The organism is Devosia sp. LC5 (assembly GCF_000735585.1).
In the GTDB taxonomy this organism is placed as follows: domain Bacteria; phylum Pseudomonadota; class Alphaproteobacteria; order Rhizobiales; family Devosiaceae; genus Devosia.
In genome coordinates, this window is sequence record NZ_JNNO01000012.1 from 279,889 (window position 1) to 304,073 (window position 24,185).

The 24,185-nt window shown below is 63.2% G+C and carries 22 protein-coding genes; 10 read left to right on the forward strand and 12 right to left on the reverse strand.

Going from position 1 to position 24,185, the window contains the following annotated elements; genetic code table 11:
• Positions 1–4: 4 nt before the first annotated feature.
• A complete protein-coding gene (locus tag FF80_RS08845) occupies positions 5–916 on the forward strand; it encodes an HNH endonuclease (RefSeq protein ID WP_035099348.1) in 912 nt (303 codons plus the stop codon).
• A gap of 302 nt (positions 917–1,218) precedes the next feature.
• On the opposite strand, the gene FF80_RS08850 is transcribed toward FF80_RS08845, so the two are convergent.
• The 4 genes from FF80_RS08850 to FF80_RS08865 form a co-directional block, all read right to left on the reverse strand.
• Positions 1,219–1,560 (reverse strand): hypothetical protein, encoded by a 342-nt coding sequence (locus tag FF80_RS08850; RefSeq protein WP_035099350.1) that lies wholly within the window; start codon positions 1,558–1,560, stop codon positions 1,219–1,221.
• An 82-nt stretch (positions 1,561–1,642) separates the two neighbouring features.
• Positions 1,643–3,448 carry a translation elongation factor 4 gene (gene lepA / locus FF80_RS08855; RefSeq protein WP_035099353.1) on the reverse strand — a complete coding sequence of 602 codons (1,806 nt, stop codon included), beginning with the start codon at positions 3,446–3,448 and terminating at the stop codon, positions 1,643–1,645.
• A gap of 94 nt (positions 3,449–3,542) precedes the next feature.
• Positions 3,543–4,286, reverse strand: a complete 744-nt coding sequence (locus FF80_RS08860) for a SprT family zinc-dependent metalloprotease (protein WP_035099355.1) — start codon at positions 4,284–4,286, stop codon at positions 3,543–3,545.
• Positions 4,287–4,512: 226 nt separating this feature from the next.
• Positions 4,513–4,986, reverse strand: coding sequence for a DUF2852 domain-containing protein (locus tag FF80_RS08865; protein WP_052153329.1), 474 nt, complete (start codon positions 4,984–4,986; stop codon positions 4,513–4,515).
• Positions 4,987–5,131: 145 nt separating this feature from the next.
• Here FF80_RS08865 and FF80_RS08870 point away from each other — a divergent pair, with 145 nt between their 5' ends.
• The 4 genes from FF80_RS08870 to FF80_RS08885 all read left to right on the forward strand — a co-directional run bounded on the left by FF80_RS08870 (position 5,132) and on the right by FF80_RS08885 (position 9,543).
• Positions 5,132–6,439, forward strand: a complete 1,308-nt coding sequence (locus FF80_RS08870) for an ActS/PrrB/RegB family redox-sensitive histidine kinase (protein WP_052153330.1) — start codon at positions 5,132–5,134, stop codon at positions 6,437–6,439.
• A gap of 331 nt (positions 6,440–6,770) precedes the next feature.
• Positions 6,771–6,989: a hypothetical protein gene (locus tag FF80_RS08875; protein WP_035099357.1), complete on the forward strand. Its 219-nt coding sequence runs from the start codon at positions 6,771–6,773 to the stop codon at positions 6,987–6,989.
• A 109-nt stretch (positions 6,990–7,098) separates the two neighbouring features.
• Positions 7,099–7,650, forward strand: coding sequence for an ActR/PrrA/RegA family redox response regulator transcription factor (locus tag FF80_RS08880; protein WP_035099475.1), 552 nt, complete (start codon positions 7,099–7,101; stop codon positions 7,648–7,650).
• Between the two features lie 237 nt (positions 7,651–7,887).
• A complete protein-coding gene (locus FF80_RS08885) occupies positions 7,888–9,543 on the forward strand; it encodes an MBL fold metallo-hydrolase (protein WP_081917335.1) in 1,656 nt (551 codons plus the stop codon).
• Between the two features lie 336 nt (positions 9,544–9,879).
• Here the strand turns inward: FF80_RS08885 and FF80_RS08890 are convergent, their stop codons facing one another.
• Positions 9,880–10,791 carry a LysR substrate-binding domain-containing protein gene (locus FF80_RS08890; RefSeq protein WP_035099359.1) on the reverse strand — a complete coding sequence of 304 codons (912 nt, stop codon included), beginning with the start codon at positions 10,789–10,791 and terminating at the stop codon, positions 9,880–9,882.
• Positions 10,792–10,896: 105 nt separating this feature from the next.
• On the opposite strand from FF80_RS08890, the gene FF80_RS21860 reads away from it, so the two are divergent.
• The 4 genes from FF80_RS21860 (at position 10,897) to FF80_RS08905 (ending at position 12,775) form a co-directional block, all read left to right on the forward strand.
• Positions 10,897–11,043: a hypothetical protein gene (locus FF80_RS21860; RefSeq protein ID WP_160172816.1), complete on the forward strand. Its 147-nt coding sequence runs from the start codon at positions 10,897–10,899 to the stop codon at positions 11,041–11,043.
• 68 nt (positions 11,044–11,111) lie between these two features.
• The gene (locus FF80_RS08895; RefSeq protein WP_035099361.1) at positions 11,112–11,573 is read left to right on the forward strand and encodes a hypothetical protein; all 462 of its coding nucleotides are present in this window, start codon (positions 11,112–11,114) and stop codon (positions 11,571–11,573) included.
• A 75-nt stretch (positions 11,574–11,648) separates the two neighbouring features.
• Positions 11,649–11,999 carry a hypothetical protein gene (locus FF80_RS08900; protein WP_152558312.1) on the forward strand — a complete coding sequence of 117 codons (351 nt, stop codon included), beginning with the start codon at positions 11,649–11,651 and terminating at the stop codon, positions 11,997–11,999.
• An 80-nt stretch (positions 12,000–12,079) separates the two neighbouring features.
• Positions 12,080–12,775: a L,D-transpeptidase gene (locus FF80_RS08905; RefSeq protein WP_035099479.1), complete on the forward strand. Its 696-nt coding sequence runs from the start codon at positions 12,080–12,082 to the stop codon at positions 12,773–12,775.
• Positions 12,776–13,020: 245 nt separating this feature from the next.
• On the opposite strand, the gene FF80_RS08910 is transcribed toward FF80_RS08905, so the two are convergent.
• The 4 genes from FF80_RS08910 to FF80_RS08925 all read right to left on the reverse strand — a co-directional run bounded on the left by FF80_RS08910 (position 13,021) and on the right by FF80_RS08925 (position 17,767).
• Complete coding sequence (locus FF80_RS08910) at positions 13,021–15,543, reverse strand: PBP1A family penicillin-binding protein (protein ID WP_052153331.1); 2,523 nt, start codon at positions 15,541–15,543, stop codon at positions 13,021–13,023.
• Positions 15,544–15,809: 266 nt separating this feature from the next.
• Positions 15,810–16,103, reverse strand: a complete 294-nt coding sequence (locus FF80_RS08915) for a type II toxin-antitoxin system HicB family antitoxin (RefSeq protein WP_244445738.1) — start codon at positions 16,101–16,103, stop codon at positions 15,810–15,812.
• Positions 16,104–16,109: 6 nt separating this feature from the next.
• Positions 16,110–17,132: an LLM class flavin-dependent oxidoreductase gene (locus FF80_RS08920; protein WP_035099364.1), complete on the reverse strand. Its 1,023-nt coding sequence runs from the start codon at positions 17,130–17,132 to the stop codon at positions 16,110–16,112.
• A gap of 107 nt (positions 17,133–17,239) precedes the next feature.
• Positions 17,240–17,767 (reverse strand): GNAT family N-acetyltransferase, encoded by a 528-nt coding sequence (locus FF80_RS08925; protein WP_035099484.1) that lies wholly within the window; start codon positions 17,765–17,767, stop codon positions 17,240–17,242.
• Between the two features lie 124 nt (positions 17,768–17,891).
• On the opposite strand from FF80_RS08925, the gene FF80_RS08930 reads away from it, so the two are divergent.
• Positions 17,892–18,788, forward strand: a complete 897-nt coding sequence (locus tag FF80_RS08930) for a DMT family transporter (protein ID WP_244445739.1) — start codon at positions 17,892–17,894, stop codon at positions 18,786–18,788.
• Between the two features lie 4 nt (positions 18,789–18,792).
• Here the strand turns inward: FF80_RS08930 and gyrB are convergent, their stop codons facing one another.
• The 3 genes from gyrB to dnaN form a co-directional block, all read right to left on the reverse strand.
• Positions 18,793–21,219: a DNA topoisomerase (ATP-hydrolyzing) subunit B gene (gene gyrB, locus FF80_RS08935; protein WP_035099366.1), complete on the reverse strand. Its 2,427-nt coding sequence runs from the start codon at positions 21,217–21,219 to the stop codon at positions 18,793–18,795.
• Positions 21,220–21,491: 272 nt separating this feature from the next.
• Positions 21,492–22,604 (reverse strand): DNA replication/repair protein RecF, encoded by a 1,113-nt coding sequence (recF, locus tag FF80_RS08940; RefSeq protein WP_035099369.1) that lies wholly within the window; start codon positions 22,602–22,604, stop codon positions 21,492–21,494.
• A 152-nt stretch (positions 22,605–22,756) separates the two neighbouring features.
• Positions 22,757–23,878 (reverse strand): DNA polymerase III subunit beta, encoded by a 1,122-nt coding sequence (gene dnaN, locus FF80_RS08945; RefSeq protein WP_035099372.1) that lies wholly within the window; start codon positions 23,876–23,878, stop codon positions 22,757–22,759.
• Positions 23,879–24,185 lie beyond the last annotated feature (307 nt).

Consider the following 24,185-nt stretch of genomic DNA (forward strand, 5'->3'; position numbering starts at 1 on the left):
GATAATGAGCTTCGGCGTTTTTATCCACCGCGCAGATTCGATCTATGATGACAGTCCAGCGGAACGATATCAGTTCCCGAAGCCGTATCTGGCACGGGCTTCGGCCAGCATCGGCGATTGGATCGTCTACTATGAGCCGGTCAAAGTTCGTGGTTCGAAGGGCTACTACGCCATCGCTCGCGTATCGCAGATCGTGCCGGACCCAACGGCCAGCAACATGTACTTGGCTTTGATTGAGCCCGGTAGCTATCTGGAGTTTCCCAATCCGGTTCCCTTCGATGATGGGAACGGCCTGGTCGAAACCGGATTGTTGAATGAACAGGGCAGGGTTTCGGGGCGAGCACAGGCGGCCGTCAGGCCGATCTCGCCGAGGGATTTTGATCGCATCCTGACGCGCGGACTGGCCGAAGACCAGCCATTGTTGCCACGAATTGGACTGCCCGATGACTTAGCGGACCTCCCATTCCAGCTTGATGAGTCGCAGTCGCCGTTTGTCTATGAGCAGGAACGTGAGCGCGTAACTGCAATGACAACGCGGGTGGTGCGGGACCGGGTGTTTCGTCGTGTCGTTCTGCGCGCCTACGGTGAACGCTGCGCCGTGACGGGGCTCAAACTCATCAATGGCGGTGGTCGGGCCGAGGTGGCGGCAGCCCATATTCGACCCGTTGAACATAATGGCCCTGACATCATCAACAATGGCATAGCGCTTTCTGGCACTGTCCATTGGATGTTTGATCGTGGACTGATCACGCTATCTGATGATCTGGATATCCTGATCTCGCGCCAGGTGAACGACCGGGACGGCGTGGAGAGCCTCGTCAACAAGACTGGGCGGCTGATCGGGCCGCTGGCGGCGCGGGACCGGCCGCATCCGGCCTTTCTGAACTGGCATCGGGAGAACTGCTTCAAGCAGTGAGGCGGCTTCATCCACTGAACGGCATCTCCCCCTTGATGGGGAGTGTTCATTCTGGACTCACCCCACCGCATTCTTGAATGCCCCCAGAGTAAAGACTCCCCTCTTGATTGGGAGGCTGGGAGGGTGGTGGGAGCCACGATGGTTTGCGTGTGCGGAAGGTAGCCACGCGCTAGCCGTGCCGGCGACGGCATCGTGGGTGTGGGGCGGTTCGAAGAAGGCCCCCTCACCCGGCGCTGCGCGCCGACCTCTCCCCCGAAGGAAGAGGTGAAAGGAAGGTGTCCGCTGCCTTGACGCAATGTTGTCTAGCGCGGCTGGCAGACGAAGCGGGTGGGGCGAATGTCGGCGAAATAATTGGGGCCTTTGCCATCCACATCGCAGGCAATCTTTTCGGCCGTGTTGCCTGGCAGATTGTAGTTGCAACTTAGGGTCTGGAGGGCTCGCTCGCCCTCTATCGTATATTGGCAGGATGCCGTGCAGGCATAATTGCCGGCGCCGCTATTGGATACGGTGAGCGCGATACTGGACTTGTCGGCGTTGAAGTCGCACTTGGCCGCTGGGTAGCCTTCAATGGCTGCGGACGGCTGCAGGGCCAGAGCCATTCCGGTCAATGCGATAAACGTAGTGGCGATGATGCGAACGAGCATTTTGTAGTCCCCAAATCATGGGACCCAAAAAGCAGGTTATCGCTTCAGCAACAAGCCAAACAGCTGTCGCTGAGGGGTTTATCTAATCATCACCCATCTTCAGCGCCTTGATGAAGGCTTCCTGGGGAATATTGACGCTGCCATATTGGCGCATCTTGGCTTTGCCCTTCTTCTGCTTGTCGAGCAGCTTGCGCTTGCGCGTCGCGTCGCCGCCATAGCATTTGGCCGTCACGTCCTTGCGCATGGCGCGGACGGTTTCGCGGGCGATGATCTTGCCGCCGATGGCCGCCTGGATCGGGATGACGAACAGGTGCGGGGGGATCAGTTCCTTGAGCTTTTCGCACATGACGCGGCCGCGCGTTTCGGCGACGGAACGGTGGACCAGCATGGAAAGGGCGTCGACGGGCTCGGCATTGACCAGGATGGTCAGCTTGACCAGATCGCCCGGGCGGTGGGTATCGAGCTTGTAGTCGAAGCTGGCATAGCCCTTGGAAATGGACTTCAGGCGATCGTAGAAATCGAACACGACTTCATTGAGCGGCAGGTCATATTCGACCATGGCGCGATTGCCGACATAGCTCAGGTTGGACTGGATGCCGCGGCGATCCTGGCAGAGCTTTAGGATGGAGCCGAGATATTCGTCGGGGGTGAGAATGGTCGCCTTGATCCAGGGCTCGCGGATTTCCTCGATCTGCATCACGTCGGGCAGATCGGCCGGATTGTGCAGCTGCAGCGTTTCGCCATCGCGCATGACGATTTCATAGACCACCGAGGGGGCGGTGGCGATCAGGTCGAGATCGAATTCGCGGCTCAGGCGCTCCTGGATGATTTCCAGATGCAATAGGCCCAGGAACCCGCAGCGGAAGCCGAAGCCCAGGGCCGCCGAGGTTTCCATTTCGAAGGAGAAGCTGGCGTCGTTGAGCCTGAGCTTGCCCATGGCGGCGCGCAGCTCGTCAAAGTCCGACGCATCGACCGGGAACAGGCCGCAGAACACCACGGGCTGGGCCGGGCGGAAGTCCGGCAGGGCATGGGCGGTAGGCTTTTTGTCGTCGGTAATGGTGTCGCCGACATTGGTATCGGCCACTTCCTTGATCGAGGCGGTGAAGACGCCCAATTCGCCGGGGGTCAGTTCCTTGACCTCGACCAGCTTGGGCGTGTTGACGGCGACGCGATCCAGTTCATAGACGGCGCCCGAGGCCATCATGCGGATCTTCTGGCCCTTTTTCATCACCCCATCGATGATGCGGACGAGGACGACGACGCCCAGATAGGTGTCATACCAGCTGTCGACCAGCAGCGCCTTGAGCGGGGCCGCGATGTCGCCCTTGGGGGCGGGCAGGCGGGTGACGATGGCTTCGAGCACGCCTTCGATATTGAGGCCCGTCTTGGCCGAGATTTCGACGGCTTCACTGGCGTCGATGCCGATCACGTCCTCGATCTGCTGCTTGACGCGCGGAATGTCCGCAGCGGGCAGATCGACCTTGTTGAGGACCGGGACGATTTCGTGATTGGCGTCGAGCGCGTGATAGACATTGGCCAGCGTCTGCGCTTCGACGCCCTGGGAGGCGTCGACGACCAGCAGGCTCCCTTCGACGGCGGCCATGCTCCGGGAGACTTCATAGGCGAAGTCGACGTGACCGGGCGTGTCGATCAGGTTGAGAATATAGGTCTCCCCGTCATTGGCCTTATAGGTCAGCCGGACGGTTTGCGCCTTGATGGTAATGCCGCGCTCACGTTCGATATCCATCGAATCGAGCACCTGCTCCTTCATCTCGCGCTGCTCGAGACCACCCGTGGTCTGGATCAGGCGATCGGCGAGCGTGGATTTGCCATGGTCGATATGGGCGACGATGGAAAAATTGCGGATATGGGAGAGCGGCGTTGTCATAGGGCCGCTGATAGCAGATGCCGCAGGACCCGCAAAGATGGTTTAAGCGGGGTTAAGAGGGGCTTTTTGCAACGGGGCGGTGGCGCGGGGCAATCTAGCCGCCATAGGCCATCAATTGCCGCCCATGCGCCTTGAGCCAGGCGCGGCCGCGCTCCATGTCCGGCAGCGTGCGCTTGACCGTCGCCCAGAAGGCGGCCGAATGGTTCATTTCCACCAGATGAGCAACTTCATGGGCCGCCACATAATCGAGCACGAAGGGCGGCGCCAGGATCAGCCGCCAATTGTAATTGATGTTCCCCGTGGATGAACACGAGCCCCAGCGGCTCTTCTGCTCGCGCAGCTTGACCGCCTTGACCACCACGCCCAGCCGGGCGGCATGCACGGCACTCTGGCGCACCAGGTCGGCCTCGGCCTCGGTTTTGAGCCAATCGGTCAGCCGCCGCGCCTGATGCGCCGCATCCCCCGGCACCAGCAGAGCGGGCGCGCCATCGATTTCGGTCAGTTCCACCCGCCCGCGCAGCTTGCCGGTCGCGATGATGCGATGGTCCACCCCGCGCAGTGTCACCACGCCGCCATCGGCAAAGGGCGTCGCCTCGGGCGCCCGCTTCAGCCGGGCCGCCAGCCAATTGTGCTGCCGGTGCAGGAAATTCTCGGCCTCGGCCCATTTGCCATGCGGGGGCAGGGTGAGCACCGGCCCGCCATTATGGGGAATGGACAGGCGATAACTGCGCGCCCGCGCATGAATGCGCACGGCGACAATCACCGCCCGCCCGTCGATCTCGATCACGGTCGATGCCGGGATTTTCGGCTTTGACTTGAAGAAGAGGTTCATGGCCATCCGGGAATCAGCATTGCCAGTATATCACGCCACGACCTCGTGGTTCGACAAGCTCACCATGAGGTCTGCTGAGACGCACAGCCCCACCAGTAGACCTCATGGTGAGCTTGTCGAACCAAGAGGGCGTGGCGGGATGCCCGGTAACAAAAAAGCGCCCCGGAGTGGGGCGCCAGTTGCCGTGTCGTTGGGAAACGACTGGCCTCAGGAGGGAGCTATCGGCTGGGGATTAGCCGTTATTATTGCCCCAGCCATTGTTCGGGTCGGTATTGGTTGGCTTATTGTCGTCGGAATAGCCCTGGCGGCTGCCGCGGCGTTCGTTCATGAAGCGGTCGAATTCTTCACGATCCTTGGCCTTGTTCAGGTTCGCCATATATTCGTGGAAGGCTTCGATTTCGGCGTCGAGGCGGGCGCGTTCTTCTTCGAGGCGCCGCAGCTGTTCGGCGCGGTAATCGTCAAAGGCGGCATTGCCGCTCGAGGTCGAGCCATAGCGGTGGCTGCGGAACTGGCTTTTGCTGGACGAGCACCAGCTGCGGCCCTTGTTCCAATAGGCCTGGGCTTTTTCCGGCGAGCCGCCGAATTTTTCGCCCCAGATGATATAGGCAAGCATGGCCAGGCCGAGCGGCCAGAACACGATAAAGCCCACGACCATGAGTGCAATGGTCAGGGGCGAGAATTGAGGTTTGATGATTGCTGTGGTCATTTCGGTTTCATTCTCCCAGTCACGATGAGCATAACGTGGCCCCTCAAGGGACAGGATCAAGCATGTGCCTGCCGATTTTTGCCCTTGAAATGGAATTTGTGATCACCATAACGCCCCGGTTTCCCCGGTCTGAAAGGCCAAAAACATGAGCTTGACCCAGGCCGATGGCCTGCCTTTGCCCTCTACCTGGCGTCCCTTGCGCCAGCAAAGCCTGGTGCTGCTGCGCTGGCTGGCCGTTATCGGGCAGACCATCGGCGTGCTGTTTGTCGATTTTGGCCTGGGTTTTCCCCTGCCGCTGCTGCAATGCCTGCTGCTGATCGGCGCTTCGGTGGCGCTCAATATCTGGCTGGTGGTCCGCTTCGGTGCTGCCCATCGGCCGTCCTCGCTGTTCACTGCCGGCCAGATCGCGTTTGACCTGTGCCAGCTCGGGTGCCTGCTGGCGTTGACCGGGGGCCTGCACAATCCCTTCGCGCTGCTGCTGCTGGCGCCTGTCTCGGTTTCGGCAACGACGCTCCCCCAACGCGCCAGCACGATCATTGCAATCCTGGCCGCTGCTATCGCCTCCCTGCTCGCCATCTGGCACCTGCCTTTGCCCTGGACGCCGGGCGAGGCGCTGGTGTTCAACCGCATCTATGTGATCGGCATCTGGGTCTCGATCGTTTGCGGCGTGGTGTTCATCTCCGCCTATACCAGCCGCGTGGCTCACGACGCCCGCCAGATGGCCGATGCCCTTGCGGCGACCGAACTGGCCCTCTCGCACAAGGAACAGCTTTCCGCGCTCGATGGCCTGGCCGCCGCCGCCGCGCATGAATTGGGCACGCCCCTGTCCACCATTGCGCTGGCCGCCAAGGAAATGCGGGCCGACGCGGTGCCCGGCACCGATCTTGCCGCCGATGTCGAATTGATCATCGAACAGGCCGCCCGCTGCCGCGCCATCCTCGCCAAGCTGCGCAATCTGGACAATGAAGCCGGCGATCCCTTCGCCGCCGTGCCGCTCACCGACCTATTGGCCGAAGTGGCCCGGCCCCATGACGGGCGCGGCAAGGCCGTGCTGTTCGATGCCGCCAACACCTCCGGCCCGCCCCCGGTCTTCACCCGCAGCGTGGGCCTGCTCTATGGGCTGGGGAACCTGATCGAAAACGCCGCCGATTTCGCCGTCAGCACGGTGCGCATCGAAGCGGCCTGGGATGCCGCGGCGGTCTCGGTTGCCATCACCGATGACGGCCCCGGCTTTGCCCCCGAGCTGATCGCCCGGCTGGGCGAGCCCTATCTCACCAGCCGCCCCCGCGACGCCCAGGGCGCCGATGCCCATAAGCCGGGCGGCCTGGGCCTGGGCATTTTCATCGCCAAGACACTGCTGGAACGCAGTGGCGCGCGGCTGGCCTTCCAGAACATTGCGCCGAATGGGCATGCCCAGGTGCGGATTGTCTGGCCGCGGGAGGCGGTGGAGTAGGGCGGCCATTTGGCACAATCGCTATCCCACCCACCGGCTCTCCCTCGGGCTTGCCCCGAGGGCCTCTCCCAGCGCGGCACAAGTGGCGAATGGTCCTCGGGTCAAGCCCGAGGAAGATGCGGTGGGAAGGAGGAGACGGGATGGGTGCTCACTTTGCCCGGCTAGCCACCGGCCTCACCCTCCCCCTTGTGGGGAGGGAAGCGAGATAGGATTTAGCTTCAGCTAAATCCGTGATCGAGCAGGGTGAGGGTATGCTTCCGCAACCTCGATCAGAGCAAGACAACTATTGCGGGGTAAATAACTGGGAGCCAAAGGCAGAAGGGCTCCAAATATGTTTGATTTTTGTGTGCAGCGTTTCATTTGGGAAAACGGACAGTTTACCCAGAGCGGTATCGAACGGGTGGTTGCCAGCAGCGGGGAGAGTGCTGCGGAAGCTGTGCTTGAATGCCGCGTAGTGGATGCCGGTCCAATCCACTTTCTTGCGGTGCGTGTCTGGCAATATGGCAAGGCGAAGCGCACCAGCGACGTGCGGTATTTCTGGACCGCATGATCGAGGGGGAGTTTTCTCGGCGCATGGATTGCCGTCTCCCCCGCCCCATATCGCCGCACCCCCGTGCCATATTTTGACCTTTTCCCCGCGAACGCCTATGTCAATTGGCATGAGCACGATCGAAGACCTTCTGGCCACCGACCCCAGCCTGCTGCTCGTCGATGACGATGTGGCATTCCTGCAGCGCCTTGAACGCGCCATGGCGCGGCGGGGCTTTGATGTCCGCAGTGCCTCGAGCGTGGCCGATGGCCTGGCCGCGGTCGCCAGCAAGCCCCCCGCCTATGCGGTGGTCGATCTGCGGCTCGAGGATGGCAATGGCCTGCAGGTGGTTTCGGCGCTGCATCAGGCCCGTCCCGATGCCCGTGCCGTGGTGCTGACCGGCTATGGCAATATCGCCACCGCCGTCACCGCGGTGAAGCTGGGCGCCGTGGATTACCTGAGCAAGCCCGCCGATGCCGACGACGTCATCAATGCCCTGCTCGCCACCGGCGAGGACAAGCCCGAGCCGCCGGAAAATCCCATGTCGGCCGATCGCGTCCGCTGGGAACATATCCAGCGCGTTTATGAATTGTGCGACCGCAACGTCTCGGAAACCGCACGGCGCCTGAATATGCACCGCCGCACCCTGCAGCGGATTTTGGCGAAACGCGCGCCGAAGTAAGTTTGTATACTGCGGAACGCCTAGCTTGCGTCCCCTCGCCCCTCAGGGGAGAGGGCCAGGGTGAGGGGTGCGATGCTGGCGTTGAGTGTCATCCAACCGCTTCACCCCTCATCCGGCGCTACGCGCCACCTTCTCCCCTGAGGGGCGAAGGGAAGTCAGCTCAAAACTCCCCTCTTTCGCCGTAATGTCAAAGCGTTAGTCTAGACATCAACGGCAACGCGGCGGAGGAGCCCAGAAATGACTGTCACCCTACACTTCCATGGCGCCTCCGGCACGGTAACCGGCTCCTGCTATCGCGTCGTCCATCCCGCCGGCCAGTTCCTGGTCGATTGCGGCCTGTTCCAGGGCAATAAGTCAGTCCGCGACCTCAATCTGAAGCCCACCCCCTTCGATCCGCGGGCGATCGATTTCCTGCTGCTCACCCATGCCCATATCGATCACGCGGGGCTCTTGCCAAAGCTCTATCGCGAACGCTGGCGCGGCCCGATGTGGATGACTGAACCCACTTCGGGCCTGCTCGAATATCTGCTGCCCGACAGCGCCGGCATCCAGGAAAGCGAAGCCGAGCGCGAAACCAAGAAGCGCGGCCGCCGCGGCGATGAGCCGGCCACCCCGCTCTACACCATGGAAGATGCCGAAGAGGCCCTCAAGCACCGCTTGACCTGCAATTACGGCGAATGGATCAATCCGGGGCCCGGCGTGCGCGCCCGCTATTGGAATGCCGGCCATATTATCGGCTCGGCCTCCATCGAGGTGGAAGTGGCCAACGGCGATGGCAAGCCGGTGCGCCTGCTGTTCTCGGGCGATATCGGACCGGACGAAAAGGTGTTCTATAACGAGCCCGAAGGCCCGGCGGGCTTTGATTACATTCTGAGTGAATCCACCTATGGCGGCCGCGAGCGGGTGGATTATACTTTGGTGCAGCGCCGCGAAGCGCTCAAGGCCGAGATCAACACCGCCCTGGCGCGCGGTGGCAATCTGGTCATCCCCGCCTTTGCCGTCGAGCGCAGCCAGGAATTGCTACATGATATCGGCTATCTCATCAAATCGGGCGAGATCGATCCGCGCCTGGTGTTTCTCGATTCCCCGCTCGCCAGCAAGGTCACCGGCGTCTATCGCAAATATTCCAAAATGTTCGAGGATGTCGAACTGGGGGCCGATGAGCTGTTCAACGATCCGCGCTTCCGCATCATCGAGGCGGTGGAGGACAGCAAGGCCATCAACACCATTCGCGGCGGCGCCATTATCATGTCCGCCTCCGGCATGGCCGATGCCGGCCGCATCAAGCACCATCTGCGCAACAATCTGATCCGTGCCAATGCGACCGTGCTGTTCGTGGGCTACCAGGCGCCCGGCACTTTGGGCCAGATCATCCTCTCCGGCGCCAAGGAAGTGCGCATTCACGGCACGCTCGTGCCGGTGCGCGCCGCGGTCCGCGCCATGGGCAATTACTCCGCCCATGCCGATCACTCCGAACTGATGGCCTGGATCAAGGCTCGCCTGCCCGCACATGGCGCGATCTTTCTGACCCATGGCGAAGACGAGGAGCGCACCGCCCTGCGCGCCGCTTTGATGGCGACGGGGCTTTCCGGCGATCAGGTCATCCTGCCCCAGCTCGACGATTATTTCGAACTCACCGCCATGGGCATTTCTGCCAAGGCGCGTCCGGCGACGCCACGGATCGATCCGGCGCAATTGCCGTCCGACTGGCACAATGCCTTTTCGGACTTCACCATCCGCCTCAGCCAGGCGCTGCAAACCGGCAGCGACGCGGAAAAGCTCGCCCTGATGCGCAGCCTCCAGGCGCAGCTCTCGAGCCTGGGCGCAGCGCCCTCACCGGGCCATGTGCCCAGCCCGATCACGCCGGTGGAGACGCGGGGGTATGACGAATAGCGGGGTACTCCGATCCATCAGCCCGATCCTCGATCCATTCTCACCCACAATGTCATTCCGGCGGAGGCCGGAATCCATGCTGAAGGCCATCCCAGCGCTGGATGTGTGCGGCTCACCACGGACATGGATTCCGGCCTGCGCCGGAATGACACCGAGGTTGATGAAGTATCGGCGACGCACCCACATCTCCCCTCCGCACCATCTCCCTCGGGCTCGACCCGAGGGCCTTTCGCAACCCGGCACGAGCGGTGAGCGGCTCTCGGGTCAAGCCCGAGGGAAAGCGATTGTGTCGTTCTGGAGTGGTGCACCACCCCTTGGGCGGAAAGCGGGCAAATCTCACCCCCGCGACTGATACACATACCCCCGCACCGAAGCCGGTACCTCCGCCTCCAGCCATTCGCGGAATGCCCGCGTCTTGCGTGGTTCCCGCCTTCCCTTGGCGATGGCCAGCCAATAGCCATGCGGTCCGCTCACCGGCAGCTCGAACGGGCGCACCAGCCGCCCGTCGCTGACCGGATCGGCGCTCATCATATCCACCGCCATCAGCACGCCCTGTTCGGAAATGGCCGCATCGAACGCCAGGGATGGATCGGAATAGGTCGGCCCCACCAGCAGCCCGTCACGCGCCAGCCCGGCCGCATCCAGCCACAGGTCCCAGCTCAGCATGGTGGTCTCGTCGCGGATCATCGGCACAGCCATCAGATCGGCCGGGGTCCGGAGCTGCCGCGCCAGAACAGGTGCGCAGACCGGCTGGAACGCCTGCCCGCCGATCATCGTCGCGGTCACCCCGGGCCACTTGCCCAGCCCGAAACGGATGCCGCAATCCATGTCGGGACGGCTCAGATCGATCATCTGCGCCGTCACCGTCAGCCGAACCTCGATATCGGGATGCAGGGCGGTGAATTTGTTGATCCGCCAGATCAGCCAGCGGCTGGCAAACACGCTCCCCACTGTCAGGTTCAGTACGCCCTCGTCACTGCCCTTGAGCGTGGTCAGCCCGTCCTGCAGGGCGGCAAAGCCGGCCGTCAGTTGCGGCAGCGCCTGTTTGAGCGCCGGCAAGGGCACGAGCCCAGCTGGCGTGCGCTCGAACAATTCCATGCCCAGCCGTTCCTCGGCCCGCCGCAAATGCTGGCTGACCGCACCCATGGTCACGCCCAATTCCTCGGCCGCCGGGGCGAGCGAACCGCGCCGCGCCACGATCTCGATGGCCCGCAAGGCATTGAGGGGGATGGAAAACAGCGAACTCATATAGATTTTCTATACCTTGGCCCAGCTCTTGTCCATTGCTCGAGCCCAATGGATGGCGCATTGATTAGGTATCAAATAAATACTGACCCGAAAGGAGGTCACAAAATGTCAAACCTGATCTTGTTGCTCCGTCGCCTCACCTCCTGGCTCACCCCGCGCGATGGCACACAAACCCATCCCGACCAGATGAGCCTGCAGGAATGGGCCGATTTGCCCGCTTATCACCCCCTCGCCGACCGCGCGCCGTGCTGAGGCCATAATCACGCGCTTGAAGGGGAGGCAGAAAGCCCGCACGGGCCCCCGCCTTCAAGGAGATCGTTATGATCCGCACCTTCACCGCGCTGACCCTGCTGCTGGCCGGCACCGCTTCGCTCGCCGCCCAGGAGGCCGCCCCCGCTGCGCCCGCCACCCCGCCGGCGGCCAATATCGTGGTCGATCCGCTGGCCCAGATCGACAATACGCCCAAAAATGCCAACCTGCTCACCGGCCTCTACGCCACCAAGGCGGTGATCGAATTGTGCAGCGTCACCGTCGATCCCGCCGTGCTGACCCGCATGAGCAATGACCAGAAGCGCTTCGAGACCGGCATGGGCATGGACCAGGCCACCGGCGAAAAGGCCTATATCCAGGTCAAGGCCGATGTCGAAAAGACCAGTCCCGACTGCGCCGAAGGCAGCACCGACCGCCAGAGCGTCGATGCCGTCGTCTCCATCTATGCCAACCAGGGCGCCGCTGCCGCCGCACCGACGACTCCCCCCGCGCCGGCCACGCCTGCGCAATAATTGGCGCAGAATCCCGGAGGTCACACCTGCGTGACCTCGGTGGATCGCCCGCCCTGCTCCCCCTATAGAATGGCCATGCAGCGCTTTTTGCCGCTTATCGCCGCGCTTTTTACGCTTGCCTCGGTCTGGGGCGGGGCGAGTGGCTATGCCATGGCCTATTCGAGCGATATGCCTGGCGTGACCATCCCCGCCGGGGATGATTTTTGCCTCGCGCCCTTGGCCGAGAGCGATCCGGTCGTGTCCTTCAAGGTCTGCGGCAAGAAGAAGACCGGCATTGTCATGCCCTGCAATGGGCATCCGGGAATCTTGGCGGATGCCTGCGTCGAACCGGTCGACGCGGCCCGTGACGACCATGTTGTTCGGACCGAGCGGTTCACCCCGTCCCGGCTGATCCTCGAACAGCTCAAGCCGCCAATAGCGGGCTAGGTCCGGGCGCCATCGCGCCCTTTTCACCCTGCCCTCTTCCCCAAGCAGCCGGCATTCCGGCCGCCGAAAGACCTTTGTTCATGACCCTTTCTGTTCCCACCCCGTCGCTGACGCGACGGCAATTGCTGGCGGGTGGCACAAGCCTTGCCGCCCTGGCTCTGGCCGGTTGCACGACCACCACACCCATTCAGCGCCCCGTTATGCCCGCTGGCCCCATGACCTATGAAGTGACACCCGAAGCACTGGCCATGTATGGCCCGCTGCCGGACGAAGACTTCCCCATTCCGGCCGCGCGGGTCGATCTGCTCAATCCGGTTTACCGGCGGCAGGAAGTGGCCAATGACACCGGCGAAGCGCCCGGCACGATCATTGTCGATACCGCCAGCCGGTTCCTCTATTGGACGCTGCCGAATGGCCGCGCCATGCGCTATGGCGTGGGGATCGGCCGGGCGGGCTTTGCCTGGGAAGGACGCGCCCACATGGCCTATAAGCGCAAATGGCCGGTCTGGACGCCGCCTGCGGACATGATTGTCCGCCAGCCGGAGCTGGAAATCTACCGCCATGGCCAGAAACCGGGGCTCGACAACGCGCTGGGGCCGCGGGCGCTTTATATCCACCAGGGCAATGTGGACACGCTCTATCGCATCCATGGCAATATGGATGTGCTGTCGATCGGGCAGGCGGTGTCGAGCGGCTGCGTGCGGCTGCTGTTTCAGGATGTGATCGATTTATACGAGCGAGTGCCATCGGGCGCGCCGATTGTGGTGCTGCAATAGGGGGGGCTGCCACCTTCCCCCAGGCTCAGTTCCGCCGTCATTGCCCGGCTTGTCCGGGCAATCCATGCCTCCGCAGGCGCTGAAAGATGGATCACCCGGACAAGCCGGGTGATGACGATGAACGGAAGAACCGGCGCAGGCGACGAAGTCCTATTTGCCGAAGCGCGGCAAACAGAGGCTCCCGGTTTCGCGGGAATGACCCTGTGCTTGGAGGCAGGCGCGGTGCTGGACCGCCATCTCAGGCCCTAATTCCCGAAGATCAGGTCCATCAACGTGCGCTGCTGCTCGGGCTCCTGGTAGATCACCTGGCCACCGACCGGCTGGGGCGGGGCGAACTGGCCCTGCTGCTGGGCGGGGGCCGAGGGGACCCAGACCTGCTGGCCGGTGGAGGGATCGAGCACCAGCACCATGGGCATGCCGGTATCGGGATCGATCGGCGCCGTAGTGCCGGCATCGACGGATGGACCCTGCTGGAAGCCTTCACCCGGTTGCAGGGGCATGCCGGTGGCCGGATCGATGGCCTGACCATTGGGGTCCACGATCTGCTGGCCCACCGGCAGGCCGGTCATGGGGTCGACCATCTGGCCGGTCTGGATCGGCTGGTTGGCGGGCGCGGCGACCGGCTGGCCGGTCTGGGCATCGACATGCTGGACCATGGGCTGGCCGGTGGCGGGGTCGATGGCCTGCTGGCCGGTGGCCGGATCGATGACGGGCTGCGCCACGCTCTGCCCGGCATAGGAGCCGTGCGGAATCTGGGCGATCTGCTTGCCGGCATGGGCCTTGGTCATGAATTCGGACCAGATCACAGCTGGCACATTGCCGCCCGACAGGGTGGTCTTGGTGTCGTTGTCATTGCCCAGCCACACGCCGGTGACCATGGCCGCGGTATAGCCGACAAACAGCGCATCGCGCGCATTCTGGCTGGTGCCGGTCTTGCCGCCGAACTGCCAGCCATTCAGGTTCGCCCCTTTGCCGGTGCCCACTTCGACCGCGGTTTCCAGCATGTCGTTCATTTCGTCGAGTACATTGGGGGCGATGACGCGGCCGGGGCCGGCGTCGGACGCCTCATAAAGCTGCTCGCCGTCCTTGGTCTCGATCTTGGTGATGACATTGGGGATCACGCCCATGCCGCCATTGGCGAAGGGGGCATATGCGCCGGTCAATTCGAGCAGGTTCACTTCCTGGGTGCCCAGCGCAATGGAGGGCACAGGTGTCAGATGCGAAGAAATGCCCATGCGGGTGGCCACGTCGACCACGGCCTGGGGCGTGACGTCGATGGCAAGGCGCGCCGCGATGGTGTTGAGCGAATAGGCCAGGCCCTGCCGCAAGGTCACCGTACCGGCATATTTGCCCGAGGCATTGCGCGGGCTCCAGCCCTGATATTCGAACTGGGCATCTTCGGCCAGGGTCTCGGGCGTATAGCCCTTTTCCATGGCGGCCAGATAGACGAAGGGCTTGAAGGTCGAGCCGGGCTGGCGCTTGGCGGTGACGGCGCGGTTGTATTGGCTGGCCTGATAATCGACGCCGCCCACCATGGCGCGCACCGTGCCATCCACATCCATGGCGACCAGGGCACCCTGGTTGAAGCCGCGCTTGGGACCTTCGGAGGCCACCAATTCCTTGACGATGAACTCGGCGTCCTTCTGCATTTTCCAGTCAATGGTGGTCTGCACCACCACATCGGTTTCGATCTCCCCGATATAGGCGGTCATCAGGCTCTCGACCCAGTCGGCGACATAGGATTCCGAGCCCGCGACCCGGGTGCGCACGGATTGGTTGGGGTCGATCTGGGCGGCGGAGGCTTCCTCGCGCGTGATATAGCCTTCTTCAGCCATGGAATTGAGCGTCAGGCGCTGGCGTTCCTTGGCGCGTTCCGGATTGGATTTTGGATTATAGGCCGAGGGCGCGGGCAGGATGCCGGCCAGCATGGCGGCCTGGCCCAGCGACAGATTGCGCGCGGAGACGCCGAAATAGGTTTGCGCGGCGGCCTCGATGCCGGTGGCGCCGGCGCCGAAATAGACGCGGTTCATATAGAGTTCGAGGATTTCTTCCTTCGTATAGTTCTGCTCCAGCCACACCGCCAGAATGGCTTCCTGCACCTTGCGGCCCAGGGTCTGGTCGGGGGTGAGGAAGAGGTTCTTGGCCACCTGCTGGGTGATGGTGGAGGCGCCACGGGTGACCCCGCGCGCCTGGATCATTTCGCGCGCCACCGACAGCAGGCCAATGGGATCCACCCCGAAATGGCTCATGAAACGGCGGTCTTCGCTGGCGATGATGGCCGCGGGCACATAATAGGGCAATTCGCGATAGGTGATCGCTTCGCCACCGGTCTGGCCGCGATTGGAGATCAGGCTCCCATCAGCCGCCAGGATGCGGATATTGGGCGGGCGATCGGGAATGGCCCAGGTATTGGACGAGGGCAATTGCGCGCCGTAATAGACCACGATGCCGATAACCGCGATGCCGGCCCAAAGCGCCAGCACGAAGCCCCAGTAGAAAATGCCCATGAGCAAGCCACCGGTACGCGAACGGCGCTTCTTCGGCTTCCTGTCGCGGGCGACAGAGGCCTTGCCGCGGCGCGGTGGCTTGGGGGGCTTGCCCTTGGGATTGGGGGAGGCACCGCCCGAGCGTTCATCATCGACAAACACGCCGACCGCCTTGCCCATGGAGGGTTCGACGCGCTCGCCGCCCTTGGCGCGGCTGGCCGCAGCCGGCTTGCCCTTGGGCTGAGCGCCAACGCGATCATCGGCGGAAATGCGAAAATCCATCAATCGAACCCGAAATAGAAAGAGCCTGAGCCTTGCCTTCTACTCTCATCCGCCATCATGGCAAACAAAGAGGTTAGCAAAGCGTAAAGACCGACCAAGCCGTCCGCTGGCGCATCATTCCCGTGTTGATCGACAGGGGGCGCTTCCTGCGCGGCTACAGCAGCGTTCTCATGGGAAATTGTGGCCGGTTTATGTGAGCTTTTGCGGGTTACCCCGCCCCTGTTGCCGGTGGGCAACAAGGGGCAGTCACATTGCAGTGGGTGGGGTTATTCGGCCGCGTGATAATATTCGCGCGAGGGGCGCACTGCGGCAATGACCGCATCCTCGGCCAAGGCCTGAAATTCAGCATCCTGACGTAGAGCTTCCAGACTCCGTGCCACCGGCAAAGGACCGGACCAGTCTTCAAAGGCGAAAGCCAGAGCCGCAGCGGCTTCGGCAATGGCTTCGTCCAGCGTGTCGGCAACGGCAATGACGCCCGCAACATCGGGGAAGGAAACGCCATAGCCGGACCCGGCGTCCTTGTGGATCAGGGCGATGTAATGGGCGTCACGCATCGTCATTCTCGCTCAGCGCCAGCCCAGAGCCGGGGCGACGAGTTTCAAAATCGACTCGATGACATGGGCATTGTATTCGACGCCGAGCTGGTTGGGGACGGTGAGCAGCAGGGTATCGGCTTCGGCAATGGCTTCGTCGGCCGCCAGTTCCTTGATCAGCACATCGGGCTCGGCAGCATAGCCGCGGCCGAAAACGGCGCGCTTTTCCGGCTCGATATAGCCAAAGCTGTCCTCTTCGCGGCCACCGCCGCCGAAATAGGCGCGGTCGGTGTCATTGACCAGGGCGAAGATCGAGCGGCTGACCGAGACGCGTGGTTCATGGGCGTGGCCGGCTTCTTTCCAGGCGGCGCGATAGGCGCGGATCTGTTCGGCCTGCTGGATATGGAAGGGCTTGCCGCTTTCGTCGAATTTGAGCGTCGAGCTTTGCAGATGCATGCCCAGCCTGGCCGCCCAGATGGCAGTCGCGTCGGTGGCCGCGCCCCACCAGATGCGCTGGCGCAGGCCCTCGGAAAAGGGTTCGAGCCGCAGCTTGCCGGGCGGATTGGGGAACATGGGGCGCGGATTGGGCTCGGCAAAACCATGGCCCTTGAGTACTTCGAGCAGCACTTCGGTCTGGCTGCGGGCCATATCGGCGTCACTCTGGCCCTCGGCCGGGGCATAGCCGAAATAGCGCCAGCCGTCGATCACCTGTTCGGGCGAGCCGCGGCTGATGCCCAATTGCAACCGGCCGCCCGCGATCAGGTCGGCCGCGCCGGCATCCTCGGCCATGTAGAGCGGGTTTTCATAGCGCATGTCGATGACAGCGGTGCCGATCTCGATTTTCCTGGTCCGGGCGCCGATGGCGGCCAGCAGCGGAAAGGGCGAGGCCAGCTGGCGGGCAAAATGATGCACCCGGAAATAGGCGCCATCGGCCCCCAATTCTTCGGCGGCAACTGCCAGGTCGATCGATTGCAGCAGCGCATCGCCCGCCGTGCGGGTGCCGGACTGCGGCGAGGGCGACCAATGGCCGAAGGACAGAAAGCCGATCTTTTTCATGGCAGAACCCGTGTGCTTGCTCCCACTGGCGGGAACATTGGCTAGATATGTCGCCGCTGGCGCGGGAAAAAGCCAGATAGGAAGAACGCATTGTTCAGGGCGCGGCTCTAAGCCAGCGCGATCCAGTACAGCCGCTTGGCCGGATCGGTGGGTGAATGCCCGCCAAAGACGCCGCCCTGGCTCTCGATCACCCGTCGCGAGCCGGTATTGCTCTCGTTACAGGTGAGCAGGACGCGCTCGATATCGAGGTCGCGGGCGAGGATAAGCGCCTGCCGCAGGATTTCGGAGGCGTGGCCCCGCCGGCGGTGTGAGCGCAGGATGCCGAAGCCGATATGGCCGCCATTGGTGCGCAATTGATCGTTGAGCGCGTGGCGCAGCGACAGGCGGCCAACGATCTCCCCATCGACTTCGGCAAGGAGAAAGGTTTCGGGAACCTCGCCCGGCGCCAGACCCTGCCCCAGCCGCCGCGCATCGAGATGGGCCACGTAGCCGGCAAATGCGCTTGCCGTATCGAGCCCAAAGGCGAAGGTAAAACCCTCTGCGGCCAGTTCGCGCGCCGCAGCACGGATTGCGGCCTCGTCGCCAAGGGCGACAGGTCGCAGGTGCAATGGGCTTGCCTGGTCGATCTTTTTCATGAAGCACGCCGTGGATTTGAGTGCCGAAAGTGGGCTTGGCACTAACCAGCTATAGCGGGGTTCCGAGGCGAAAAGCCAGCGGGCTGGGCCGTTGATGACAATGGCGGGGCGGGAGCGTAGGCTGATGGCCCGCCGCGCAATGGGCTGCATCATGCTTCGACTTGCCGGGCTGACCTTGATTGCCATCCTCGCTTTTGCCGCCAATTCGGTGCTGGCCCGGCTGGCGCTGGCGGGCGGCACGACCGATGCGGGGCTCTATACCGGGGTGCGCCTTCTTTCGGGGGCGCTGGTCTTGGCCGGGCTGGTTCTGCTGCGCCGGCACGGCTTGCGGCCGGTGCTGGTAGCCGGAAGCTGGGTGGGGGCAGGGGGATTGTGCGCCTATGCCTTGGCGTTCTCCTACGCCTATATAGCCTTGGGCGCCGGGACCGGGGCGTTGATCCTGTTTGCCAGCGTCCAGTTCACCATGCTGGGATGGGGCGTCCACAAGGGCGAAGCGCCCGGACCGGCGGAATGGCTGGGCATCGGCGTGGCGCTGCTGGCCTTTGGCTTTCTGGTCTGGCCCGGCCTCACCGCGCCTGACCCCGTGGCAGCCGGGCTGATGATGCTGGCGGGCACAAGCTGGGCCGTCTATTCCCTGGTCGGCCGCGGCTCGAGCAGCCCGCTGCTCGACACGGCCGGGAACTTCCTGCGCAGTGTTCCACTGGCGCTGCTGCTGATCGGGCTGGGCCTGCTGCATCCGCTGGGCGATTGGTGGGGTCTGTTATGGGCGGTGCTCTCCGGCGCCGTGGCCTCGGGGCTGGGTTATGCCGTGTGGTACGCGGCCCTGCCCGGCCTGCAGCGCAAGCAGGCAGCAATCGTGCAATTGAGCGTTCCGGCCGTGGCCGCCATTGGCGGCGTGGTTTTCCTGGGCGAGACGCTGACAGGCCGGCTGCTGATCTGCAGCCTGGCCATCCTGGGCGGCGTATTGCTGGCCATAATTGCCGGCGAGAGGCGGCGCCGGATCGCCGCCATCTCGGCCTAGCCCATCAGACGTCCAGATTGCTCACGCTGAGCGCATTGTCCTGGATGAAGTCGCGGCGGGGTTCGACGAGGTCCCCCATCAGCGCCGTGAAGATGGCGTCGGCTTCGGTGGTTTCGTCGATTTCCACCTTGAGCAGGGTGCGGGCATTGGGGTCGAGCGTGGTTTCCCAGAGCTGGGAGGCGTTCATTTCGCCCAGGCCCTTATAGCGCTGCAGCGACACGCCCTTGCGGCCCGCATCGGTGACCGCTTTGAACAGGGTTGCGGGGCCATAGATCGGGATGGTTTCGCCCTTGCGGGTGAGGGTCGGCACGCCGCCGAACAGTTCGTCAAGGCGGCTGGCCAATTGGCGCAGCTTGCGGGCGTCGGCGCTTTGCAGGAGGGCCCGGTCGAGCAGGTGCTTTTCGGTGACGCCGCGCACGGTGCGCGAGAAGGCCAGGCCCTCGTCATCGGTCAATTCGCCGGTCCAGCCGCGTTCCAACTCGTCCGAAATCCGGTCGAGCCGGTTGGCGACGCGGCTCATGGTCTCTCCGATCCGGTCCGGATCGCTCAGCCCCTCAGGGTCGAGCCCGCCCACGATGGCGGCCTGTTCGACAAGGCTTCGATTGTAGCGCGTGTTGAGATTGTCGATCGCTTTGACGATGTCGCGTGCCTGCTGGAGAATATTGAGCAGGTCGGGGCCGGCATGTTCGACGCCATCGCGCGTCTTGAACACGGCTTCGTCCAGCCCCGCATCGAGCAAATAGTCTTCGAGCGCCCGCTCGTCCTTCAGATACTGCTCGGACTTGCCGCGCATGGCTTTGTAGAGCGGGGGCTGGGCGATGTAGATATGGCCGCGCTCGAGCAGTTCGGGCGTCTGCCGGTAGAAGAAGGTGAGCAGAAGCGTACGGATATGGGCGCCGTCCACGTCGGCGTCGGTCATGATGATGATCTTGTGGTAGCGCAGCTTGTCGGCGTTGAACTCTTCGCGGCCAATGCCGGTGCCAAGCGCCGTGATCAGCGTGCCGACCTGGTCCGAGGAGATCATGCGGTCAAACCGGGCGCGCTCCACATTGAGGATCTTGCCGCGCAGCGGCAGCACGGCCTGGTTGGAGCGGTCACGCCCCTGCTTGGCCGAGCCACCGGCCGAGTCACCCTCGACGATGAAGATTTCGGACTTGGCGGGATCGCGTTCCTGGCAATCGGCCAGCTTGCCGGGCAGGGAGGAGATTTCGAGCGCGCCCTTGCGGCGGGTCAGCTCGCGCGCCTTGCGGGCGGCCTCGCGGGCGGCGGCGGCTTCCGCCACCTTGCCGACAATGACCTTGGCCTCGTTGGGATGTTCCTCGAACCACTGGCCCAGCTTCTCGTTGACGATGTTTTCAACGACGGGGCGCACTTCGGAGGAGACCAGCTTGTCCTTGGTCTGCGAAGAAAATTTCGGGTCGGGAACTTTTACAGACAGCACGCATGTAAGTCCCTCGCGCGTGTCATCGCCGGTGACCGACACCTTTTCCTTCTTGGAAATGCCCGAGCTTTCGGCATAGCCGACCACCTGGCGCGTCAAGGCGCCGCGCAGGCCGGCCAGATGCGTGCCGCCATCGCGCTGGGGGATGTTGTTGGTGAAGCAGAGCACGTTTTCGTGGTAGCTGTCATTCCACTGCAGCGCCACTTCGACGGTGATGCCGTCCTTTTCGCTGATCATGGTGATCGGCTTGTCGATCACTGCCTGCTTGGACTTGTCGAGGTAATTGACGAAGGCTTCGAGCCCCCCCTCATAGAACAGGTCGATATCGACCGGCTCGGGATGGCGGCGATCGGCGAGCAGGATATGCACGCCCGAATTGAGGAAAGCCAGCTCGCGCAGGCGGTGTTCGAGCGTCTTGAAATCGAACTCGATCATGGTGAAGGTTTCGGACGAGGGCATGAAGCTGACCTCGGTGCCGTTGCGCCCTTCATAGGTGCCGGTAACCGTGAGCGGACCATCGGCATTGCCATGGGTGAAGCTCATCTCGTGGATCTGGCCGCCGCTGCGGATCTTGAGCTTGAGCCAGACCGAAAGCGCGTTCACCACGGACACGCCCACGCCATGCAGGCCCCCCGAAACCTTGTAGGAATTCTGGTCGAACTTACCCCCGGCATGCAGCTGGGTCATGATGACCTCGGCCGCCGAAACGCCCTCTTCCTTGTGGATGCCGGTGGGAATGCCGCGGCCATTATCGGTCACTGTGACCGAGCCATCGGCATTGAGCGTCACCGTCACCAGGTCCGCATGGCCCGCCAGGGCCTCGTCGATGGCATTGTCGACCACCTCATAGACCATGTGATGCAGGCCCGATCCGTCATCGGTATCCCCGATATACATGCCGGGGCGCTTGCGCACGGCATCGAGCCCCTTGAGCACTTTAATGCTGTCGGCATCATATTCGGTCGGGACGGGAATTTGGCTATCGGTCATGGGGTCCGAATCAGGTCATTTCAGAGTGAATTAGTTCTAACGGAACAGGGGGCTATCCCCAAGCAAAATGGCCTTTTTAGGGGCTTTTGGCGGGGGATGAAGGCTGGATTTGAGGGCCGGAATTCCGGCCATCGGGCGATCCCTGTCTTCGTCACCCCCACCGGCTCTCCCTCGGGCCTGACCCGAGGGCCTTTATCAGCCCGGCACAAGTGGCGAATGGCCCTCGGGTCAGGCCCGAGGGAGAGCCGGTGGGTGGGGTCAGCAAGGCGGTTTCAATCCTTGTAGAGCCGTCCATCACGCACCGTGATCGCCTGCGCCCGCGGGCCCAGCGCTTCGAACAGCAGCCGGTCGGTGCCGGTGAGGAAGCATTGCGTTCCCAGCCCGTCCAAGGCGGAAAACAGGGCCCGGCGGCGGTCCGGATCGAGATGGGCGGCGATTTCGTCGAGCAGCAGGAATGGAGTGATCGCGGTGCGCAGCTTGACCAATCTGGCATGGGCCAGGATCAGCCCGACCAGCAGGGCCTTTTGCTCGCCGGTCGAGCCTAAAGCAGCCGGCATGCCCTTTTGGGCATAGGTCACTTCCAGATCAACACGGTGTGGTCCAGATATGGTGCGTCCGGCGGCGCGATCAAGGGCGCGCGAAGCCTGCCAGGTCTCGATCAGAGCGGTTTCGAGCGCGGCCGAGGAAGTGGGTTCGCCCTGGTTTTCAAACAAGGGCGTCAGCGCCAGATGGGCGGCGGGGAAGCTCACATCATCCAGGCTCTGTTCGATCAGCGCCTGCAAATGCGTGAGGCTATCGGTGCGGGCCAGATGGATGGAGGCACCCAGTTCGGCGAGCTGGACTTCCACCGCCGAGAGCCAACGGGCGTCGCCACCCTCTTCGAGCAGGCGATTGCGCTGCCGCATGGCCTTGTCATAGTCGGCAACCGATGAAGAATGGCTGGGAATGAGCGTCGTCACCAGGCGGTCCAAAAACCGCCGCCGGTCGCTGGCGGGGCCGGAAAACAGCCCATCCATGGAAGGGGTGAGCCAGAGCACGCGCAGATAATCGCTCATCGCCTCGATGGAGCGGGCATTGGCGCCATTGATGCGCACGCGGCGGCCGCCATCCGGCGTGGCGCCGGTGCCGATATCGGCGGGGCCATCATCGGTCTCGACGGTTGCAGCGACCGCCCAGCCGATATCGCTGCCTTGCGCTTGCACAGTATCGAAACTGGCGCGCCGCAGGCCGCGGCCGGGCGAGAGCAGGCTCACCGCTTCAAGCAGATTGGTCTTGCCGGCGCCATTGGGGCCGGTGAGGACCAGATGGCGATCATCGAGGTCCAATGCCGCCGCCGTGTAATTGCGGAAGGCGGTAAGGCGGAGGCGGGAGAGGTGACGGGTCATCGGCACGCTCCGATAGAAGGCCCCCTCACCGCTCTCCCCCCAGGGAGAGGTGAAGGAGGGCTCTCGTCGCGCAGCGACACCTCTCCCTTTGGGGGAGAGGTCGGCCCGCAGGGCCGGGTGAGGGGGCCTTCATGACGAAGCGATATTGCCGATCAAACCCGCATCGGCATCAGGACATAGAGCGCCTTGGTCTCGCCTTCGTCCTTGACCAGCGTGGGGGAGCCGGCGTCGTTAAACATGAAGATGGCGCTTTCGCTGCGGATCTGCCCGATGATATCAAGCAGATAGCGCGCGTTGAAGCCGATCTCGAAGCCATCGGTGTCGAATTCGACGGCCAGTTCTTCGCTGGCCGTGCCGTGGTCGGGATTGGTCACCGAAAGTTCGAGCAGGCCATCCTTGGCCGAGAGTTTTACCGCCTTGCCGCCACGATCCGACGCAATGGTGGAGACGCGATCGACCGCGGTGGCAAAGCTCGCCCGGTCGACATTCATCTGCTTGTCATTGTTCTTGGGGGTCACCCGATCGTAATCGGGGAAAGTGCCCTCGATGAGCTTACTGAGCAGCACGACCGGGCCGACCGTGAAGCGGATCTTGGTGTCGGAGACTTCGACCTTGACCTCGCCCTCGGCGCCGTCGAGCAGTTTCTGCACTTCGCCCACGGTCTTTTTCGGCACGATAATGCCAGGCATGCCCTTGGCGCCCTCGGGCGCTTCGATTTCGGCGCGGGCCATGCGGTGGCCATCGGTGGCGACGGCGCGCAGCACGGTGCCGGTCGCCGAATTTTCCACGGCATGGAAATAGATGCCGTTGAGATAATAGCGCGTCTCTTCGTTGGAAATCGCGAATTGGGTGCGCTCGATCAATTCGCGCAGGGCGGAGGCGGCAATGGAAAATTCATGGCCGAAACTGCCCGATTTCAGATCCGGGAAACTGTCGGGGCTGAGACACGCCAGATTGAAGCGCGAGCGGCCGGAAGTGAGAACCATGTTCTCGCCGCCATCGGTCTCGAGCCGCACTTCGGCGCCATCGCTGAGCTTGCGCACGATTTCGTAGAGCGTATGGGCGGGAACCGTGGTGGTGCCGGGAGTGGAGACCATGGCCGGCACGGCCTCGGTCACTTCGATATCGAGATCGGTGGCGCGCAGCTCCACCCGGTCCTCGGCCGCCTTGAACAGCACATTGGCGAGGATGGGATAGGTGTTGCGCCGCTCGACCACGCGATGCACATGGCTCAGCGACTTGAGCAGATGATTGCGTTCGAGCGTGACTTTCATTGACGATCAATCCTTGGCACTACGCGGCCGCCCTTGGGAGCGACAAAAAACCCCGGCAAGCCGGGGTTGGACATTTACAATTTGTGATCGCAAAGGCAAGGGCAGCAGGCAGTTTGCCGCAGGGATTCCACAAAGAGACGCGGCGAGGACACTCGCGGTGGCATGACCTCATGATTCGACGGGCTCACCATGAGGCCTGCTCTGAGGCCGCCGCCGTCCCGGCGTCATTCCCGCGAAAGCGGGAACCCCTGTTTCCTGACCAGCATCGCCAACGGAGGTTCCCGCTTTCGCGGGAATGACACCGTGG

Bases quoted from the DNA above. Each gene is read 5' to 3' on its own strand.
- FF80_RS08895 (WP_035099361.1), top strand. From the start codon at position 11,112: ATGATCCGCACCTTCACCGCGCTGACCCTGCTGCTGGCCGGCACCGCT.
- FF80_RS08910 (WP_052153331.1), bottom strand. From the start codon at position 15,543: ATGGATTTTCGCATTTCCGCCGATGATCGCGTTGGCGCTCAGCCCAAG.
- gyrB (WP_035099366.1), bottom strand. From the start codon at position 21,219: ATGACCGATAGCCAAATTCCCGTCCCGACCGAATATGATGCCGACAGC.
- dnaN (WP_035099372.1), bottom strand. From the start codon at position 23,878: ATGAAAGTCACGCTCGAACGCAATCATCTGCTCAAGTCGCTGAGCCAT.
- FF80_RS08875 (WP_035099357.1), top strand. From the start codon at position 6,771: ATGTTTGATTTTTGTGTGCAGCGTTTCATTTGGGAAAACGGACAGTTT.
- FF80_RS21860 (WP_160172816.1), top strand. From the start codon at position 10,897: ATGTCAAACCTGATCTTGTTGCTCCGTCGCCTCACCTCCTGGCTCACC.
- FF80_RS08905 (WP_035099479.1), top strand. From the start codon at position 12,080: ATGACCCTTTCTGTTCCCACCCCGTCGCTGACGCGACGGCAATTGCTG.
- FF80_RS08865 (WP_052153329.1), bottom strand. From the start codon at position 4,986: ATGACCACAGCAATCATCAAACCTCAATTCTCGCCCCTGACCATTGCA.
- FF80_RS08900 (WP_152558312.1), top strand. From the start codon at position 11,649: ATGCAGCGCTTTTTGCCGCTTATCGCCGCGCTTTTTACGCTTGCCTCG.
- FF80_RS08885 (WP_081917335.1), top strand. From the start codon at position 7,888: ATGACTGTCACCCTACACTTCCATGGCGCCTCCGGCACGGTAACCGGC.
- FF80_RS08845 (WP_035099348.1), top strand. From the start codon at position 5: ATGAGCTTCGGCGTTTTTATCCACCGCGCAGATTCGATCTATGATGAC.
- FF80_RS08925 (WP_035099484.1), bottom strand. From the start codon at position 17,767: ATGAAAAAGATCGACCAGGCAAGCCCATTGCACCTGCGACCTGTCGCC.
- FF80_RS08930 (WP_244445739.1), top strand. From the start codon at position 17,892: ATGGCCCGCCGCGCAATGGGCTGCATCATGCTTCGACTTGCCGGGCTG.
- FF80_RS08920 (WP_035099364.1), bottom strand. From the start codon at position 17,132: ATGAAAAAGATCGGCTTTCTGTCCTTCGGCCATTGGTCGCCCTCGCCG.
- FF80_RS08880 (WP_035099475.1), top strand. From the start codon at position 7,099: ATGAGCACGATCGAAGACCTTCTGGCCACCGACCCCAGCCTGCTGCTC.
- recF (WP_035099369.1), bottom strand. From the start codon at position 22,604: ATGACCCGTCACCTCTCCCGCCTCCGCCTTACCGCCTTCCGCAATTAC.
- FF80_RS08860 (WP_035099355.1), bottom strand. From the start codon at position 4,286: ATGGCCATGAACCTCTTCTTCAAGTCAAAGCCGAAAATCCCGGCATCG.
- FF80_RS08870 (WP_052153330.1), top strand. From the start codon at position 5,132: ATGAGCTTGACCCAGGCCGATGGCCTGCCTTTGCCCTCTACCTGGCGT.
- FF80_RS08850 (WP_035099350.1), bottom strand. From the start codon at position 1,560: ATGCTCGTTCGCATCATCGCCACTACGTTTATCGCATTGACCGGAATG.
- lepA (WP_035099353.1), bottom strand. From the start codon at position 3,448: ATGACAACGCCGCTCTCCCATATCCGCAATTTTTCCATCGTCGCCCAT.
- FF80_RS08915 (WP_244445738.1), bottom strand. From the start codon at position 16,103: ATGACGATGCGTGACGCCCATTACATCGCCCTGATCCACAAGGACGCC.
- FF80_RS08890 (WP_035099359.1), bottom strand. From the start codon at position 10,791: ATGAGTTCGCTGTTTTCCATCCCCCTCAATGCCTTGCGGGCCATCGAG.